General features: G+C 42.1%; 14 protein-coding genes. 10 read left to right on the top strand and 4 right to left on the bottom strand.

The annotated features are described in order from the left end of the window. From coxB to HFD85_RS11905, 4 genes are all read left to right on the top strand, one after another. On the top strand, nucleotides 1-963 hold the full coding sequence (gene coxB / locus HFD85_RS11920) for a cytochrome c oxidase subunit II (RefSeq protein WP_167609772.1): 963 nt from the start codon (nucleotides 1-3) through the stop codon (nucleotides 961-963). 9 nt (nucleotides 964-972) lie between these two features. Next, the gene (locus tag HFD85_RS11915; protein WP_167609769.1) at nucleotides 973-1,833 is read left to right on the top strand and encodes a protoheme IX farnesyltransferase; all 861 of its coding nucleotides are present in this window, start codon (nucleotides 973-975) and stop codon (nucleotides 1,831-1,833) included. A 63-nt stretch (nucleotides 1,834-1,896) separates the two neighbouring features. After that, nucleotides 1,897-3,156, top strand: coding sequence for a DEAD/DEAH box helicase (locus HFD85_RS11910; RefSeq protein ID WP_167609766.1), 1,260 nt, complete (start codon nucleotides 1,897-1,899; stop codon nucleotides 3,154-3,156). A gap of 40 nt (nucleotides 3,157-3,196) precedes the next feature. Beyond that, nucleotides 3,197-3,724 (top strand): hypothetical protein, encoded by a 528-nt coding sequence (locus tag HFD85_RS11905; protein WP_167609763.1) that lies wholly within the window; start codon nucleotides 3,197-3,199, stop codon nucleotides 3,722-3,724. Nucleotides 3,725-3,789: 65 nt separating this feature from the next. Here HFD85_RS11905 and HFD85_RS11900 read toward each other — a convergent pair whose 3' ends face one another. Then, nucleotides 3,790-5,070, bottom strand: coding sequence for a spondin domain-containing protein (locus HFD85_RS11900; RefSeq protein WP_167609760.1), 1,281 nt, complete (start codon nucleotides 5,068-5,070; stop codon nucleotides 3,790-3,792). A gap of 180 nt (nucleotides 5,071-5,250) precedes the next feature. Here HFD85_RS11900 and mnmA point away from each other — a divergent pair, with 180 nt between their 5' ends. The 4 genes from mnmA (at nucleotide 5,251) to nadD (ending at nucleotide 8,811) form a co-directional block, all read left to right on the top strand. Next, nucleotides 5,251-6,429: a tRNA 2-thiouridine(34) synthase MnmA gene (gene mnmA / locus HFD85_RS11895; protein WP_167609757.1), complete on the top strand. Its 1,179-nt coding sequence runs from the start codon at nucleotides 5,251-5,253 to the stop codon at nucleotides 6,427-6,429. Nucleotides 6,430-6,618: 189 nt separating this feature from the next. Next, complete coding sequence (locus HFD85_RS11890) at nucleotides 6,619-7,488, top strand: YicC/YloC family endoribonuclease (protein ID WP_167609754.1); 870 nt, start codon at nucleotides 6,619-6,621, stop codon at nucleotides 7,486-7,488. Nucleotides 7,489-7,534: 46 nt separating this feature from the next. After that, nucleotides 7,535-8,101, top strand: a complete 567-nt coding sequence (gene gmk / locus HFD85_RS11885) for a guanylate kinase (protein ID WP_167609751.1) — start codon at nucleotides 7,535-7,537, stop codon at nucleotides 8,099-8,101. Nucleotides 8,102-8,157: 56 nt separating this feature from the next. Then, nucleotides 8,158-8,811: a nicotinate (nicotinamide) nucleotide adenylyltransferase gene (nadD, locus tag HFD85_RS11880; protein WP_240925044.1), complete on the top strand. Its 654-nt coding sequence runs from the start codon at nucleotides 8,158-8,160 to the stop codon at nucleotides 8,809-8,811. A 200-nt stretch (nucleotides 8,812-9,011) separates the two neighbouring features. On the opposite strand, the gene HFD85_RS11875 is transcribed toward nadD, so the two are convergent. Then, nucleotides 9,012-9,785, bottom strand: coding sequence for a LuxR C-terminal-related transcriptional regulator (locus HFD85_RS11875; protein WP_167609748.1), 774 nt, complete (start codon nucleotides 9,783-9,785; stop codon nucleotides 9,012-9,014). A gap of 349 nt (nucleotides 9,786-10,134) precedes the next feature. On the opposite strand from HFD85_RS11875, the gene HFD85_RS11870 reads away from it, so the two are divergent. Next, nucleotides 10,135-10,908 (top strand): alpha/beta fold hydrolase, encoded by a 774-nt coding sequence (locus HFD85_RS11870; RefSeq protein ID WP_167609744.1) that lies wholly within the window; start codon nucleotides 10,135-10,137, stop codon nucleotides 10,906-10,908. Nucleotides 10,909-10,922: 14 nt separating this feature from the next. Here HFD85_RS11870 and HFD85_RS11865 read toward each other — a convergent pair whose 3' ends face one another. Together HFD85_RS11865 and HFD85_RS11860 are read right to left on the bottom strand one after the other, a co-directional pair. Further along, nucleotides 10,923-11,696, bottom strand: coding sequence for a PAS domain-containing protein (locus tag HFD85_RS11865; RefSeq protein ID WP_167609741.1), 774 nt, complete (start codon nucleotides 11,694-11,696; stop codon nucleotides 10,923-10,925). A 10-nt stretch (nucleotides 11,697-11,706) separates the two neighbouring features. Continuing rightward, entirely contained in the window at nucleotides 11,707-12,483 is a 777-nt protein-coding gene (locus HFD85_RS11860; RefSeq protein WP_167609737.1) for a LuxR C-terminal-related transcriptional regulator, read from the bottom strand. Nucleotides 12,484-12,634: 151 nt separating this feature from the next. Here HFD85_RS11860 and HFD85_RS11855 point away from each other — a divergent pair. After that, nucleotides 12,635-17,343: choice-of-anchor tandem repeat GloVer-containing protein (locus tag HFD85_RS11855; RefSeq protein WP_206081962.1), on the top strand; the 4,709-nt coding region annotated here is incomplete at its 3' end.

Here is a 17,343-nt window from a genome sequence, read left to right as displayed (position 1 = left end):
ATGTATAACTCAGAAATAACCAAAGCCTCTAATTTTGTCCAGGGTGTTGACACAGCATTCATGGTAATTCTTGGAATATCATTCATATTCCTGATCGGATTGACCGCCGTGATGCTGTATTTTGTTTACAAATACAACCGGAAACGTCATCCGAAACCTACTCAGATTGAAGGAAGCGTGAAGCTGGAGATCATCTGGACAGTTGTTCCGTTTATTCTTACCATGTTTATGTTTTATTACGGTTGGGCAGGCTGGAAACCGATGCACAACCCACCAAAAGATGCAATGGAAGTTACGGTTTACGGCCGCATGTGGAATTTTAGTTTTGAATATGATAATGGCAGGAGAAGCGATACTTTGTTTCTGCCAAAAGACCAGGCGGTAAAATTGAATCTGGTTGCCCTCGATGTTTTGCACAGTCTATACATTCCTGCTTTCCGGGTAAAGCAGGATATGGTTCCCGGAAAGAAAGACAACTTTATGTGGTTCGAACCGCAGAAAGAAGGAACATTCGAACTGTTTTGTGCCGAGTATTGCGGATTGCAGCACTCGTATATGTACACATTTGTTGAGGTTATGGATCCGGCAGATTTTCAGGCCTGGAAAACCGATACCACCAGTGTTTCTTCGTCGATTGCTGCAGCGGCGTCGCCAACGGCAACCGGAAGAAAGATCATGCAGAACATTGGTTGTTTTGCCTGTCATACCATCGACGGAACCAAACTGGTAGGGCCAAGTTTCAAAGGAATTTGGGGTGAAACGCAAACCGTAACAACAGGAGGCGAAAAACGCCAGGTTACTGTAGATGAAGATTACATTCGCAAATCGATCTTCGACCCGAATGCTGATATCGTTGACGGATTTGCCAAAGGTTTAATGGTGACTTACGAAGGACAGTTGACCGACGCCGATGTTGACAACATCATCGAATACCTGAAAACCTTAAGCGATCATAAAGATTAAAAAGACAATTTGAAAGCACAACTCAAAATAGTATACGAACTCGCGAAGGTTCGAATTTCGCTGCCCATTGCTTTATCGGCAGTAACCGGTTACGTATTGTTTACCCGCCACATGGATGCTCAGGGGTGGTTGCTCGGCTTTGGTGTATTTCTTATGTCGTGTAGTTCGAGTGTAATTAACCACTGGCAGGAGCGAAAAACCGATGCACAAATGATCCGCACGAAAAGCCGGCCGATCCCGTCGGGTAGGATCAGTGCAAACAATGCCTTAATGCTGGCAATAATTCTGGCGGTTTTGGGTTCAGGAATACTGCTGGTATCCAATCCGGTGATGGCACTTATTCTGAGTTGGGCAACCTTGTTTTTTTACAATGCCGTTTACACGCCGCTAAAAAAACTTACGGCATTTGCCGTAATTCCCGGATCCATGGTAGGTGCTTTGCCACCAATTATTGGGTGGGCCGGTGCCGGTGGTAGTCCAACAGCTGAGATTATTTTACTGGTTGCCTCATTCTTCTTTATCGGTCAGATTCCGCATTTCTGGTTGCTGTTGCTTATGTTTGGCGAACAGTACAAGGAAGCAAAAATGCCGAGCCTTAACCAACTTTTTGATGATACCCAAATAAAACGTGTAACCTACGCCTGGGTATTGACAACCATCGCTTCTGCATTTCTGGTTATCTTTTTTGTTATCGGTAACCAGCTGATCATGTTTGTACTGCTGTTCTATATATTTTACCTGCTATCTTCCATCACCATCTCAGTATTTGCACAAAAGGAATTTAAGGTTCGGGCTTCATTCTACAAGCTCAATTTCCTCTACCTTTTTATGATGATTTTTTTGATTGTCGATAGTTTAGTTAACTCTTGATTGCCTGAACGGCTTTAGTGCCACATATTTGCTTAACTTTGCGGTGGCTCAATATTAATTTTTATGAAATTTTCTGAACTCGGAATACACGACGACCTGCTGGACGCTATAGAATATATGGGATTTAAAGATGCGACTCCCATTCAGGAACAAGCAATACCTATAATTCTGGAAGGCAATGATTTAATTGCCTGTGCCCAGACCGGTACCGGAAAGACGGCGGCATTTTTACTGCCCATACTCGATTTAATTGCTGATCTACCCGGAGGCGAAACCTCAACACTGATTATTGTCCCAACCCGCGAACTCGCTGTTCAGATCGACCAGCAGGTTCAGGGAATTGGTTATACCATGGGTATTCATTCTATTGCGCTTTACGGTGGTGGCGATGGTGATGAGTGGGGCCAGCAAAAAAAGGCACTCACAAAAGGAGCCGATATTATTATTGCAACACCCGGGAAACTCATTTCTCACCTTAATCTGGGATATGTAAAATTCGATACCATCCAGTTTTTGATACTCGACGAAGCTGACCGCATGCTGGATATTGGTTTTTACGACGATATTGTTAAGATCATTTCCTTTTTGCCGAAGGACCGTCAAACCCTGATGTTCAGTGCAACAATGGCACCAAAGATCAGGAAACTGGCTTCGCAAATTCTGTATGAGCCCAAAGAAATCAATATTTCTATCTCGAAACCGGCAGAAGGTGTATTACAGGCTGCTTACCTGATTTACGATTCACAGAAAAATGATCTTGTTGCTCACCTGATTTCTGAAAACCCGGAATACAGTAGTGTGCTTATTTTCTGTTCTACAAAGCGGGCTACCACCGAACTGGCCAGAAGACTGAAGCGACAAAAGTTCGACGCTGAAGCGATTTCTTCCGATCTTGAACAGTCGGAGCGGGAAAGTGTATTAAACGGTTTCCGGTCGAAAAGAATTCGGATTTTGGTGGCAACCGATGTAATGAGCCGGGGTATCGACATTAAAGACATTAACCTGGTCATCAATTTCGATGTACCGAATGATGCCGAAGACTATGTGCATCGTGTTGGAAGAACAGCGCGTGCTGATTCAACCGGTGTGGCTTTAACGTTGGTGAACGAAGACGACATGTACAAATTTCACCAGATTGAGCAATTGATCGAGCGCGAAGTATTTAAGATCCCGATTCCGGAACACTTGGGAAGCGGACCGGAATGGAGAGTTTCTTCAAAAGGTATGAAAAACCGGAAAGGCAAGTTTCATAAATACAAAAAGCAGGGTGGCGGAGGTCAACCCAAACACCGGCAGAACTACCAGAACAAAAAGAAAAAATAGTTCGACTGTGCGTATTGCGATCCTAACAAATTCGAATTTTATGTTGAAACAATTAGTGTTATTTGTAGCCCTGGTAATTGTGGTCACTACAGTTCAGGCCCAGAATCCACTCGAAAGATTTGAAAATATAATTGGTGTTTGGGAAGGAGCAGGAACCGGTTTTGGTAACTCGAAATCAAAGATAACTGCCAGCTACGCGTGGCTGATGAATAAACAGTATATCGAGGTAAAGCATCATTCTGAATTTGATCCCACCGAACAAAATTCCGAAGGAGAGATTCATGATGACCTTGGGATAATCAGTTTTGATAAAGGCCGTAATGTGATTGTTTTTCGTCAGTATCATAACGAGGGATTTTTTAATGAATATGTACTGAACGATTCCATTTCGACACCGACGAAGTTGATTTTTGAAACCGAGCGTATTGAAAATTTTGTGCCGGGAGGACGGGCACAATTCACCATAAACATCATTAACAAGGACGAAATCCAGACTGTTTTCGATGTTGGATTTCCCGGTAAAGAAATGGCCTGTTTCGGTACAAATGATTTGCAAAAAGTGGAATAAATAAAAAAATCCACCGGCAAACACCGGCGGATTTCTTCCTCGAAAGCCTTTTCCTGAACACGTCCCTAATTCTTATTTTTGTGGATTGTAACTTTTATAATCTGATCAACTGCCGGATATGTATATCCGTCATTTAGCGGGCGAACATCACCACCTTCATCGGTATCCATCGATTTTGTGCCCGGATATTCGTTCACCTCGGTGCCTGCATCAAACAGCATAACTTTGCCGGTAATATCTTCCACATCATTTCCAAAAGCAAGCTTGATTCCGCTGTCGCCAAAGGCAAAGAAAATATCGTTTGAGTTGCCCAACATGCTGGCAATACTTAAATATTGTCCGGGCTTCGCATCAATGGTGAAAGTGTATTTATCTCCTGGGAAAAGCGGACCAGGATCAACACCTCCGTCAGGAATGGCATATGCTCCGGCATTATATCCCATGCCGATCAAGCTGCTTGCCAGATCACCGGGATTTCCGGTTTCTGCCAGTAATTCCAGTCCTTCACCGCGATCAGCAGTATGGTTGGTAAAAATCGGCATTTCGTCTTTCTCGTGAACTGCCCAAAGTACAGGTGCAACCGGCGAAACATAACCACTGTTCCATGCGAGGTAATGCGTCAGCCGACCAGGATTTCCTGTTTCAGCAAGATCTTCCAATCCCTTATCCCAATCCTGTGTACCGGCCTCGAAAATTGGATTTGGCATCGTGTGTACCACCCATGCAACCGGAGAAATGGCAGTTGTGGCTCCGTCGAGCACATCAATCGTTATAGTAAACATGTGATCGCCATCGTAGTCGAGCATTACTTTCAGGTTGGTATCCACCATGCCGTAATCGTATCCGTCGCCAACATCCGACATTAACTGTACCGGATCATCGGTATCAGCTCCGTTGTGTGGATTTCCCGGGCCGGGCATCTGGTTCATCTGAGTACCGGCATCCCACAACATTATTTCAGATGTGATATCTCCGGTAACGGGAGTGCCGTTGTCAAAAAGTGCAATGCCATCGCCGGCAGGGGCGTAAAAACCGTCGTTCGACAGGCCGTACATGGTGGCAAACGAAAGCATGTGACTTGGTCCGGCGTGGAACGAAAATTTAAAGGAATGTCCCGGGAATGCAGGTCCGGCTTCGCTTTCGCCTTCAGGAATGGCAACTGCGCCGGCCTCGAAATACTTGTACGCAGTTGAAACGTTTTCAACAGTTACGGTGTACATTTTAGCCGGAACGACATCCGGAAGCGGACCTCTTTTCAGTTCAGGCTCTGTTATTTCATCTTTTTCACATTGGGTAAAAAGTAAAGCTACAAGTGTTAAGCTTAATAAGATTCGAAGTGATTTCATAACGGTATAATTTTTAGTGAATAAACTGATTCAAAGGTCCGGGGAAAGTATCACGGAAGTGTCACAAAGGTTTCAACTTTTAATAAAACTTTGAATTTGAAGCAAATGTGTGCCTTAACAAATGCATCATTTTTCAGGGTGGTTTTTGACAATTGGCTTTTATCTTTCTACTTTTGCGCCATGGCAAGAGTAGTAGTAGGATTATCAGGCGGAGTTGATTCAAGCGTTGCAGCTTATTTGCTGAAGGAACAGGGGCATGAAGTAATCGCATTGTTTATGATCAATTATCATGAACGTGAAGGTGTGCTTACCAGCTCGTGTACCTGGGAAGAAGATTCGCTGATTGCCAAAATGGTAGCCAAAAAACTGGATATTCCGTTTCATATTGTCGACCTCAGCAAAGATTATAAACAGCGTGTAATCGATTACATGTTTGCAGAGTACCAGGCCGGGCGTACGCCAAATCCCGATGTGCTTTGCAACCGCGAAATCAAGTTCGATACCTTTATGGAGGAAGCCCTGAAACTGGATGCCGATTTTGTGGCAACGGGGCACTACTGCCGGAAAAGTGAGGTGGAAGTAAATGGAGAAGTTATTCATCAGCTTTTGGCCGGCTTGGATCCGAATAAAGATCAAAGCTATTTTTTGTGCCAGCTGAACCAGGATCAGCTTTCGAAATCGATGTTCCCGATTGGTCACCTGCTAAAACCCGAAGTACGCAAAATTGCCAAGGAACAAAACCTGCCGACCGCCGAACGTAAAGATTCGCAGGGGATCTGTTTTGTTGGAAAAGTCGATCTTCCGACATTTCTTCAGCAACAGCTGGAACCCAAAACCGGTAATGTGATCGAAATTCCTGCTGAGTTTATGGCGAAGAAAAAGCAGGTTGAAGTAACTGAAGATAATTACCGGAAATTGTGCTTTGCTTTTCCATATAAACCCTGGAATGGAGAAGTGATAGGAGAACACGAAGGCGCCCATTTTTACACCATCGGGCAACGAAAAGGATTAAATATTGGCGGAAGAAAAGAACCGCTTTTTGTGATCGGTACCGATGTGAAACGGAACATCGTTTACGTAGGAGAAGGTCAGGATCACCCCGGATTGCACCGGAAAGGCTTGTTTGTAGCCAGCGAGAATATGCATTGGCTGAGAACCGATATGATAATGAAAGTGGGAGAGAAACGTGATTTCGAAATCCGCATCCGTTATCGTCAGCCGCTGGAGAAAGGCACGATTCATTTGCGGGATGACGGTGCCTGGTTTCTGTTCGAAAACGAGCAACGCGGAATAACCTCGGGGCAGTTTGCCGCCTGGTACCTTGGCGAGGAGTTGATTGGTTCGGGAGTGATAAGTTAAGTATGGATTGAAGGATTGAAGGGCTGAAGGATGATAGATTGAAAACGAGATTGAGGGAGATTGAATGAGATTGGTGAATATTCAGCTTCAAGAATCAAGAATCATCAAGTATCCAGCATCCATAATCGAGTAACCAGCATCCGGTTGTTATTCCATTCTTTATACTAAATTTGAATAAAAAATTTTAATATGATAAAATCGATGACCGGCTTCGGAAAGGCCGAATTTGAGGTAAACAACAAAAAGATTACCATCGAAATTAAATCGTTGAACAGCAAACAGATCGATATTAATACACGTACCCCGGCACTTTATCGTGAAAAAGATATTGAAATCAGAAAAGCACTTTCTGAAAAGTTGATCCGCGGCAAGGTGGATCTGAATATCTACATGGAGAATCTTGGAGAGGAATCGAATTCAAAGATCAACGAGCCTATTCTGAAAGCTTATTACAACGATTTGAGCAAAATCAGCACCGATCTTAATTTGCCGGTCGACCATACCACGCTGCAGGCAGTTATGCGCTTGCCCGATGTAGTAAAAACACAATACGAAACACTCGACGAGCGAGAGTGGGAAACCATTTACAGCAATATAATACTGGCACTTGAAGAGATCGATGATTTCAGAGTTACGGAAGGAAAAGCCCTTGAAGCCGACATTCTTGGAAATGTAAAAAGCATACACGATTTGTTAAAGCAGGTTGAGCCTTTTGAAGCACAGCGGATTGAGAACCTGAAAAGTCGTTTGACCGACAACCTGGAAACACTGAAACAGAATGTGGATGAGAACCGTTTTGAACAGGAACTGATCTTTTATCTCGAAAAACTGGACATCAACGAGGAAAAAGTCCGGTTGGAAAATCATTGCGAATATTTTTACGAAACCGCCGATCTGCCGGTATCATCGGGTAAAAAGCTGGGCTTTATTTCACAGGAGATCGGTCGGGAGATCAATACCATCGGATCGAAAGCCAACGAAAGCAACATCCAGCGCCTGGTCGTACAAATGAAAGACCACCTCGAACGCGTCAAAGAACAATTGTTGAACGTTTTATAAAATTCTTATAGCTCGTAGCTCATGGCTCGAGGCTCAAAGCTTAATAATGAAAGGAAAGCTCATTATATTTTCAGCACCGTCGGGTGCAGGTAAAACCACTATTGTAAGACATTTACTCGCGAAAGGTTTCGATTTGGAATTCTCCATCTCGGCAACCAGCAGACAGCCACGTCACACCGAAACTCATGGAAAGGATTATTATTTTTTGACGGCTGAAGAGTTTGCGAAAAAAGTGGATAACGAAGAGTTCCTGGAATGGGAAGAAGTGTACAAAGGAACGAGGTACGGAACACTGAAAAGTGAAGTGGAAAGGATCAGAAATAAAGGGAAAAATGTAATTTTTGATGTGGATGTGGTTGGCGGACTCAACATTAAAAAATATTACGGCGACGAGGCACTGGCTGTTTTTGTACAGCCACCATCGGTTGAAGAATTACGCAACCGCTTAACCGGACGTTCTACGGAGACTGAAGAAAAAATTGCGATGCGCATTGCCAAGGCAGAACACGAATTAAGTTTTGCCCCGAAATTTGATGTGGTGATCGTAAACGATGATCTGGAAAGAGCTTTCGTAGAGGCAGAAAAAATTATTTCTGATTTTCTGAATAAGTAATATCCAATATTCAATTTCCAACTCCCAAATAATGCACTAATTTTGAATATTGATTATTGACCATTCAATATTGGGACTTCAATAAAATGAACAACCTGGTAACGGACATACTGGCACCAAAAACCAATCTGAAAATGAAGATTGGTCTTTATTTTGGAACCTATAATCCGATCCACATCGGGCATTTGGCCATTGCCAATTACATGGTTGAATTCACTGCCATCGACCAGCTTTGGTTTGTGGTGTCGCCGCATAATCCGCACAAAAGCAAAAATAACCTGCTCGACGACTACCAACGCCTCGAAATGGTGCATCGTGCTGTTGATGGTGACGACCGAATGCGGGCTTCCAACATTGAATTCAACCTGCCAAAACCAAGTTACACGGTGGATACCCTGGCTTATTTAAAAGATCAGCACCCGAATTATGACTTTGTAATTCTGATGGGATCAGACAATCTTGAAAATTTTCATAAATGGAAAAACTATGAAACCATCCTTGAGAATTATGGGGTGATCGTTTATCCACGGCCCGGTTTCGATCGTAAAAAAGTGCAGGTACATAAGAACATAACACTGGCTGAACAGGCTCCGCTTATGGAAATTTCAGCCTCATTCATTCGAAATGCCATCAAGGCCGGTAAAGATGTCCGGCATTTTCTGCCGGCAAAATCATGGGAATACCTGGAAGAAATGAATTTCTACAAGTGATTTCCATGTAATTTATTTTATGTATTGCACCGTACTTTAGTGCGGTTTGATGGGGAAGTAGCTTGTCAATGATTTTTCAGAAATTTTGTACTTTTTAGACTACAAAATTTCTGAAAAATCAAGTTTCATGAGCCAAATCCATTAATCGCCGCATGAAGTACGGCGCAAGAAAAATTAAAGTTAATCTGTTTAATAATCAATTAAATGATTCCATCCCTCACACAACGGGCGATCAGTTCAGTTGTATTTCTGCAATCCGTCTTTTTAAGAATGTTCTTTTTGTGTGTATTTATTGTATGTGGCGAGAGGTTTAGAATACCGGCGATTTCCCCAAAAGTTTTTCCTTTTGCAATGTTGCATAGAATCTCCTTCTCGCGCGGAGTAAAAAGTGTACTGAAATCATAGTGTTCTGTAATAAATTCCTCTTCTGTAGGAATCGCATAAAACGAAGGGCGGCCATCACCAATAAATGAAATCTTATTGTCAATCGGCATATTTAGGTAACTCACATCGGTGTGAATACCAAGTACATGCTGCACCTTTCCATCTTCCGATACACTTAGTGTTTTCGATTGCTGAAGAATGGTTCGGTAGTTACCATCGGTATGTCGCAAACGAATGACATAGACCACTTTATACTTTAGAATATCTTCGGTGGGGATGCGGTTCAGGATAAAATCAACGGCTGCAGCTTCTTTTTGGTGCATGTGTTTCAGGTCTTCCGGGTGCACCAGTTCGAATAATTTATCGAGGCTCCAGTTCTGTGCGTCAACCCCAAGGACTGATTCAATTCGTTTATCGACATGCTCCATCTGAAGCGTATCGAAATTAATGATGTAATAGTAGAAACTTCCTGCCGAGAACAGGTTGGCCACCTGCTCGATGATGTTGAGGTAAAGTTCAGTTTTAACGGGCTTTTCAATCTTGTTCGGTATCCACGCCGCTTTTATTCTTGCCACACTATCCTCATCCATCCTTCTTGAAAATTATTTTCTGTTGAGAGAATGCAAGATACATAAAATACCTAATATTAGGTATTTACTATTCCAATTTCCTCAGTTAACTTGCAGTCGTTTAAAATGATCTTGAAAAAGGAGAAGATATTCTCCGCACACACAATATAAATTAAAATATAAGCAGGAACCAAGTTCCTGCTTTTTTTATCTTGTCCGTGTCATATCCTCATCCACACAAATCGTAAAATCAGCCAGACCGGTGTTTTCTTCAAAAACAGAAATTATGTATTTATGGTAAAACGCAGTAATGAGGGAAAGTTATTATTTGCATGAAGTTTCAATTTGAACTTTCACAAAACAAAACGTGTTGTTTAATGTAATTCTTCAAGCAAAAAATCCAGGACTAATGAAAACTGTCATCTTCATTCACGGAAATGCAAGTTCCTCAAGAGTATTTGAACCCATAATTCAAACCTGGCAACTGCCAATACAGTTAAAGGCAATTGATCTACCGGGACATGGAAACTCTCCAAGAAAAGAGGAATATTCCTGGAATTCGAATAAGAACTTTCTTTTAGAGAAAATCAATCATATTGAGGGAGACGTAATATTGATGGGAAACTCTCTTGGTGGATTATATGCTGTAGAGTTGGCTCCAATGATTCGTTCGCTTAAGGGTATCGTTCTGATAGGTTCGTCGCCGCTAAAAAAACCGGTTAATTTTAAAGAAGCTTTTCTACCTAATCCGCATACGGAAGCATTTCTTAAAGTTCGACCCACCGAAAAAGAGATAGATGACGCAACTTCAGAAGCCGTCCAAAATAAAGCGGTAATCCCATTGCTAAAAGAAGATTTTTACAGTACAGACACAAAAGCACGGACCAAACTTCTTGATTGGCTGAGTGCGCCAAATGTGTTTCAGGACCAGGTAGAAATATTTAGCAAGTTGCAATGTTCAAAGTATATTATTGTCGGAAAAGAAGATACAATCGTCAATCCTGATTATTTGAAAAAACTTGTGAAAGAAGCTTTAAATCCCATTGAATTTATTGAAATGGAGAATTGCGGGCATGTTCCGACTATCGAAAAGCCGGTAGAATTCACAAAACTTTTGGTAAAAATCTGCGATGAGGCCTTTTAAAAGAAAAGTCCATGTTAAATTATACCTTCTTTAAGACAACGTGCAACCAGTTCGGTGAAATTGCTGCAACCCGACTTGCGTAAAATTTTCTTTTTATGGGTTTTCACCGTATGTGGCGAAAGGAAAAGTTTATCGGCAGTTTCGTCGATATTCATTCCTAATCCCGCACAAGTAATTATGTCAAGTTCTCGCGGCGTGATCTGTTTGAAGCAGCAATTGGTTGATAAAAGTGACTTCTTTTCGGTATCGTTAGCCAGGTACGAAGGCTTATTCTTGCTCAAAAAAGACAACTTATGATCGACAGAAGGATTCAAAAAGCTGAGGTCGGTATGCACTGAAATGGTTTCAAGTACGTCTCCTTTTTCCGAAACACTAATGGGGCGTGCCTGGTGCAAAATTGTGCGATAATTCCCATTTGCGTGTCTCAGGCGGATTAAGAAGGCCGCTTTATACGAAGTTGTTATTTCAACCGATGTTTGCTGCCCAAAGAACCAAAGCGCCATCGATTCTTTTTCTCTTATCTTCTCCTGATCCTCGGGATGCAGAATATCAAAAAGAAATTCAGGTGTAAAATCTTCCTTTTCATAACCCAAAACAGTTTTTAGCGAGTCGCTGACAAAATGAAATCCGGGCTGTGAAGTACGATGAAGGAAATAAAAAAATGTACCGGCAGCAAACGGATGGGCAAGTGAATCAATCAATCTGGCAATTTGCGGATGCTGATTGATCGACCGAAATATATTTTCTCCTTTTTCGGGAAGCTTATTATTTGATGCAGGGTGTTTCATTTTTTTCATGTCAAATTAGTCCTGCTCTAATGCATTTGGCAATTAATTCGGTAACCGTTTTCGAATGTGACTTTTCCAGAATATTTCTTTTGTGGGTGTTAACTGTGTGAGGCGAGATTCCAAGGGCGTCGGCAATTTGTTTGTAATCCTTTCCCTCGGCCAACTGCTTCAAAACCAGCGTTTCTTTCGATGTAAACAAATGGCTAATACTTTCGTCGAGCAACTGCAACGGGATGTCGGGGACAATAGAATAATAGCAGGGACGCTCATTGCTGATAAACGATACTTTGTGGTCGAACGGGATGGGTAAGTAACTGATGTCGGTATGCACTCCAATAACCTGCTGTACTTTCCCGTCTTCAGAAACATTAATTGCCTGTGCCTGATGAAGTACTGTTTTATATATGCCTTTTGGATGTCTGAAGCGCATAAGGTACACCACTTTATATAAAGGTATTTCATCTGTAGGTATTGTTTTCAAAAGAAAGTTTAATGCTTCCTGTTCTTTTTTATGAAGTATTTGCAGATCTTCGGGATGCATGTAGTCAAAGAGTTTATCCAATTGGAATTCATGAGGTTCAATTCCCAGAACATCTCTGATGCTTTCATCAACATATTCCATTTTAAGTGTGGCGAAATTCAGGATGTAATAATAAAATGAACCTGCCGAAAAGGTAGAAGCGATCTGATCGACAATTTCCATGGCCATTTTTGCCTTGCTGGGCTTCAAAATGGAGTTATGCTTTTCCCAAACATTCAGAATATTTTCGATGTGCTGCTTTCGCATTAGGTCTGGATTTCACTAGCAAGTTTCTGAATGGTAAACAAATGCAATTTAGAATGGTTCAAAATACCCCTAATTCAGTATTTACTTGTACGAACTGAGGGAGTAACTTGAAGGGGATAAAAAATAAGGTTTAATCTCAAATCCTCGTGTTATGAAAAAATTTTTACTCTCATCCGGAATTTTCATTTTGATATTATTTGTCTCCACAAATCAACTTCTGGCTCAGGAAATATGGGGAACAGCTGCAGGAGGAGGTGACTATGGCGGTGGAACTCTGTTTAAAACGGATATAAATGGGGATAACATGCAGGTAATGCATTCATTTAATCCTTCGACAGATGGAAGGTTTGTCCTTGGAATTACACAAGCCTCAAACGGTAAAATCTATGGGCTTGCTAATTATGGGGGATTGCACGACAATGGTACCATCTTTATGTTTGAACCATCAAGTAATCAATTTACTAAGATTTTTGATTTTGATGGTACTGCTGGGAGCCAACCTATCGGCTATTTAGTTGAGGCCTCCAATGGGTTGCTATATTGTACAACACATCGGGGAGGGGCAGTTGGACAAGGAGCATTAATAGAGGTAGATCCTGCAACGAACACTGTAACCAAAAGAGCAGATTTTGGCTCAGGAAACCAAAGTATTAATCCTGGTGGAACGCTGGTTGAATGGAATAACGGTATTTTTTTGGGTACAACGACTCAGTCAGTTGTTGGACCGGGTTCATTATTTCGTTTTGATTCTAATAATGGACAGATAAATACCTTAACAAGTTTTAATGGAAGTAATGGCGCACATCCATATTACAACTTGGTAAAGGCTGCAAATGGCAAGTTTTATGGGCTTACTGTAGATGGCGGGGTTTACGGATCAGGTGTAGTTTTTGAATTTGATCCATCCAGTGGATTTTCAAAAAAAAGAGATTTTGATCCAAACAATCTCGGAAGAAGACCATTCGGTGGATTAGTTGAATGGGTAGATGGTAGAAGTTTGTATGGGATGACTTTTGAAGGAGGATCCGCCAACATGGGAACAATTTTTATTTATGATCCGGTTGGTAACGGAATTTCCAAAAGAATAGACTTTTATGGAGGAAATGGTTCTCATCCCATAAGAAACTTGACTTTAACTCCAGATGGCACTTTTATTGGCGTTACCCGTGATGGCGGGCAATATAATCAGGGTGTTTTATTTACTTACAATCCTGCAAATAACTTGTTTGTAAAGAAAATCGATTTCGAAGGCGGAATTGGTATTAATCCACAGTCGACCTTGATCGTTAGCAATTGTTTTCCATCAAATATCCAACCTGATGTAGCATCACTTCCTGATATTAACGCTGACTGCGAGGTTAGCTCTCTAATTCCTCCTATTGCTTCCAACAACTGTGGTGAGCAAGTTATAGGAACTACAGATGCAGTTTTACCTATTGCGGCATCAACAACGATTATCTGGACTTACGACGATGGCAATGGAAATACGACTACGCAAACGCAGAATGTGATCATCGACGATATAACACCTCCCGATATAACTTGTGCAGATGTAACGGTAAGCACAGGCAATGAGAATTGTGAAGCTGAAGTTGCTGTTCCGACACCTGTTGTTTCGGATAATTGTGAGGCAATTTCAGGTGCCCTTGATTTCGACGGGAACAACGATTACGTGGAAATCCAGAACTTTCCTTTTCTGAGTGATTTCACTCTGGAAGCGTGGGTAAATCCAATATATATTCCAAGTGAAGGTTATAGAGCAATTGTTAGCAAAGGGGCTGTGTTTGATTCAAATACTAACTATTCGTTTGGATTAAGACATAATTGGAGAAACGGAGAATATACTCTTTACTTATATGTTCAGAATGGAAGTGCTATCTCAGGATATGCTGCCCAAATAGTTAGTTCCTCAAATACATGGACACATGTTGCCGCAAGCTTTGACGAAAGTTCAAAAACAGTTGTTCTTTATCAAAATGGGTTAATTATTGGAAGTTCTCAATTAACTGTTGTCCCTGGAAACGGAGGTCAATCCTTAAGGATCGGATATCCCGCGAGTACTGATGGACAAGATGAACCATTTACAGGACAGATTAGTGATATAAGAATTTGGAGCAGAAATTTATCTGAGACAGAAATTGCAGCGTCATATGATAAAATCTTATCAGGATTAGAACCAGGTCTTGAAGCATATTTTAATTTCGATGATGGAACTGGTAGTAATACCTTGGCAGATCATTCTTCAAATGGGAATAGTGGTGTCTTGACAAATATGGATGTGAATACGGATTGGATAACATCCGGTTCTCTTATCAAACCATTTAGCTTAACAAACAACGTTACCGGAACAAGCGATGCGTCGGGCACTTATCCTCTTGGTGAAACCGAAGTTGTCTGGACTGCCACTGATGTCAAAGGGAATTCTTCAACCTGCACATCTACTATAACTGTTGAAGACAATACCTCACCTGTTGCAATAGCACAAAACTTAACCGTTGAACTGGATGCAAATGGTCAGGCAACGATTACTCCTGAGCAGGTCAATAATGGCTCGACAGATAACTGCGAGATTGAGAGTTTGAGTTTAAGTAAAAGCAGTTTTGATTGTTCGGATGTAAACCTAATTCAGAATTCAGCGTCCGCAGTATCATTCCCGGGAAATGGTGAATATGTCCAGTTTGGAAGTTCTCCTGTTTTGAAAGTTTCTTCGGCGCTTAGTGTTGAAGCGTGGGTTTATCCAACCGCATATCATCCAAATGGAGGAATCATTGTAAGCAGAGAGGGAGAGTATGAACTGGCCATATATCCTGACGGAACATTTCGATGGGCAATTGCTAATTCGAACCCTGGATGGGCATGGGTAAACTCCACTAAAACGATACCACTGAATCAGTGGTCTCACATAACTTTTGTTTACAACGGTCTTGATGCTAAGTTGTATATAAATGGCAATTGGGCATTCTCGTATGGAACATTCGGACCAATTGGAGATTATCATCCAATACAAAATGATTTTAGAATTGGGGATCGTCAACTTGGAGGACAACCTTTTATTGGAAGAATTGATGAAGTAAGAGTATGGAATACAGTTTTGTCGGAAACAAAAATCCACGATCAATACAATAAGAAATTAGTTGGATCAGAACCTGGCCTTCAGGGATATTGGAGCTTCGACGAAGGTATTGGTTTAACCACGGTAGATAAAACATCGAACGGTAATAATGGAACATTAGTTAATCCGTCTGCCTGGGTTTCACCCGGCGCACCGCTTTTAACAAACGAACATCTGGCTGTTTTAACCGTCACCGATGCCAGCGGAAATTCATCCACAGCCAATGCAATCATTACGGTTGAAGACAATCTTCCTCCGGACATTATTGGACAGGATATAACCGTAACTTTAACAGCAAGTGGAACAGTCAGCATTGCTCCGGAAGATGTTTTGGTAAACGGTTCTGATAATTGTACGCCGGTTACTTATTCGTTGAGTCAAAGTGTATTTGATGTCAATGATGCTCTTGCCAGCCCGGTGACGGTTGATCTGACCGGAACCGATGAACACGGAAATTCGACAATCGTTCCGGTGCAAGTTACCGTATTTGATCCGGTACCAACAGCAATCGCACAAGACATTACGGTGTATCTTGATGGCAGCGGAAATGTAGTCATATCTCCCGACGATGTAGACAATGGTTCTAATTCAGTGGTTGGGATTGCCAATAAGAGTTTGGATATGAGCGCTTTTGCTTGTGAAAATATTGGAGCCAATATTGTGAGTTTGGTAGTGGAAAGTACACTTGGATCCATGGATACAGCATTGGCAACAGTGACAGTAAATGATACAATAAAACCGGTCGTGGTAACCAAAGACATCACAGTTTACCTGGATGCCAGCGGCAACATGAGTATCGCAGCCGATTCGATTGATGACGGTTCAAGTGATGCCTGCGGAATCCAAACTTATGAAACCGATATTACGGACTTCGACTGCAGTAATGTTGGAGCCGTGCCAGTTGTACTAACAGTCACTGATGTAAACGGAAACGTACAGACCGCACCGGCGACAGTTACTGTGATCGACACCGTGAAACCGGTCGTTCAAACGAAAGACATTACGGTTTATTTGGATGCCACCGGCAATATGAGTATCGCAGCCGATTCGATTGATGACGGTTCAAGTGATGCCTGCGGAATCCAAACTTATGCAACCGACATCACTGACTTCGACTGTAGCGATGTTGGAGCCGTGCCGGTTGTACTAACAGTCACTGATGTAAACGGAAACGTACAGACCGCACCGGCGACAGTTACCGTGATCGACACAGTGAAACCGTTAGTAATCACCAAAGACATCACAGTTTACCTGGATGCCAGTGGGAACATGAGCATTGCAGCAGATTCGATCGATGACGGTTCAAATGATGCCTGTGGAATCCTGACTTATGAAACCGATATCACAGACTTTGATTGCAGCGATGTTGGCGATGTTCCGGTAATACTGACTGTCACTGATGTGAATGGAAACATACAAACTGCTCCTGCTACTGTCACAGTAATTGACACGGTAAAACCGGTAGTTCAAACCAAAGACATCACACTTTACCTGGATGCCACCGGCAACATGAGTATCGCAGCCGATTCGATCGATGACGGTTCAAGTGATGCCTGCGGAATCCAAACTTATGAAACAGATATCACTGACTTTGACTGCAGTGATGTTGGAGCCGTGCCGGTTGTACTAACAGTCACTGATGTAAACGGAAACGTACAGGCCGCACCGGCGACAGTTACCGTGATCGACACCGTGAAACCGGTCGTTCAAACGAAAGACATTACGGTTTATTTGGATGCCACCGGCAA

Origin of the sequence: Maribellus sediminis (genome assembly GCF_011799805.1) — a bacterium.
Taxonomy (GTDB): Bacteria; Bacteroidota; Bacteroidia; order Bacteroidales; family Prolixibacteraceae; genus Draconibacterium; species Draconibacterium sediminis_A.
Note: the sequence above shows the minus strand (reverse complement) of the source record. Positions and strands in the feature narration are given on the sequence as shown.

Bases quoted from the DNA above. Each gene is read 5' to 3' on its own strand.
- coxB (WP_167609772.1), top strand. From the start codon at position 1: ATGTATAACTCAGAAATAACCAAAGCCTCTAATTTTGTCCAGGGTGTT.
- HFD85_RS11910 (WP_167609766.1), top strand. From the start codon at position 1,897: ATGAAATTTTCTGAACTCGGAATACACGACGACCTGCTGGACGCTATA.
- HFD85_RS11905 (WP_167609763.1), top strand. From the start codon at position 3,197: ATGTTGAAACAATTAGTGTTATTTGTAGCCCTGGTAATTGTGGTCACT.
- HFD85_RS11900 (WP_167609760.1), bottom strand. From the start codon at position 5,070: ATGAAATCACTTCGAATCTTATTAAGCTTAACACTTGTAGCTTTACTT.
- mnmA (WP_167609757.1), top strand. From the start codon at position 5,251: ATGGCAAGAGTAGTAGTAGGATTATCAGGCGGAGTTGATTCAAGCGTT.
- HFD85_RS11890 (WP_167609754.1), top strand. From the start codon at position 6,619: ATGATAAAATCGATGACCGGCTTCGGAAAGGCCGAATTTGAGGTAAAC.
- gmk (WP_167609751.1), top strand. From the start codon at position 7,535: ATGAAAGGAAAGCTCATTATATTTTCAGCACCGTCGGGTGCAGGTAAA.
- HFD85_RS11875 (WP_167609748.1), bottom strand. From the start codon at position 9,785: ATGGATGAGGATAGTGTGGCAAGAATAAAAGCGGCGTGGATACCGAAC.
- HFD85_RS11865 (WP_167609741.1), bottom strand. From the start codon at position 11,696: ATGAAACACCCTGCATCAAATAATAAGCTTCCCGAAAAAGGAGAAAAT.
- HFD85_RS11860 (WP_167609737.1), bottom strand. From the start codon at position 12,483: ATGCGAAAGCAGCACATCGAAAATATTCTGAATGTTTGGGAAAAGCAT.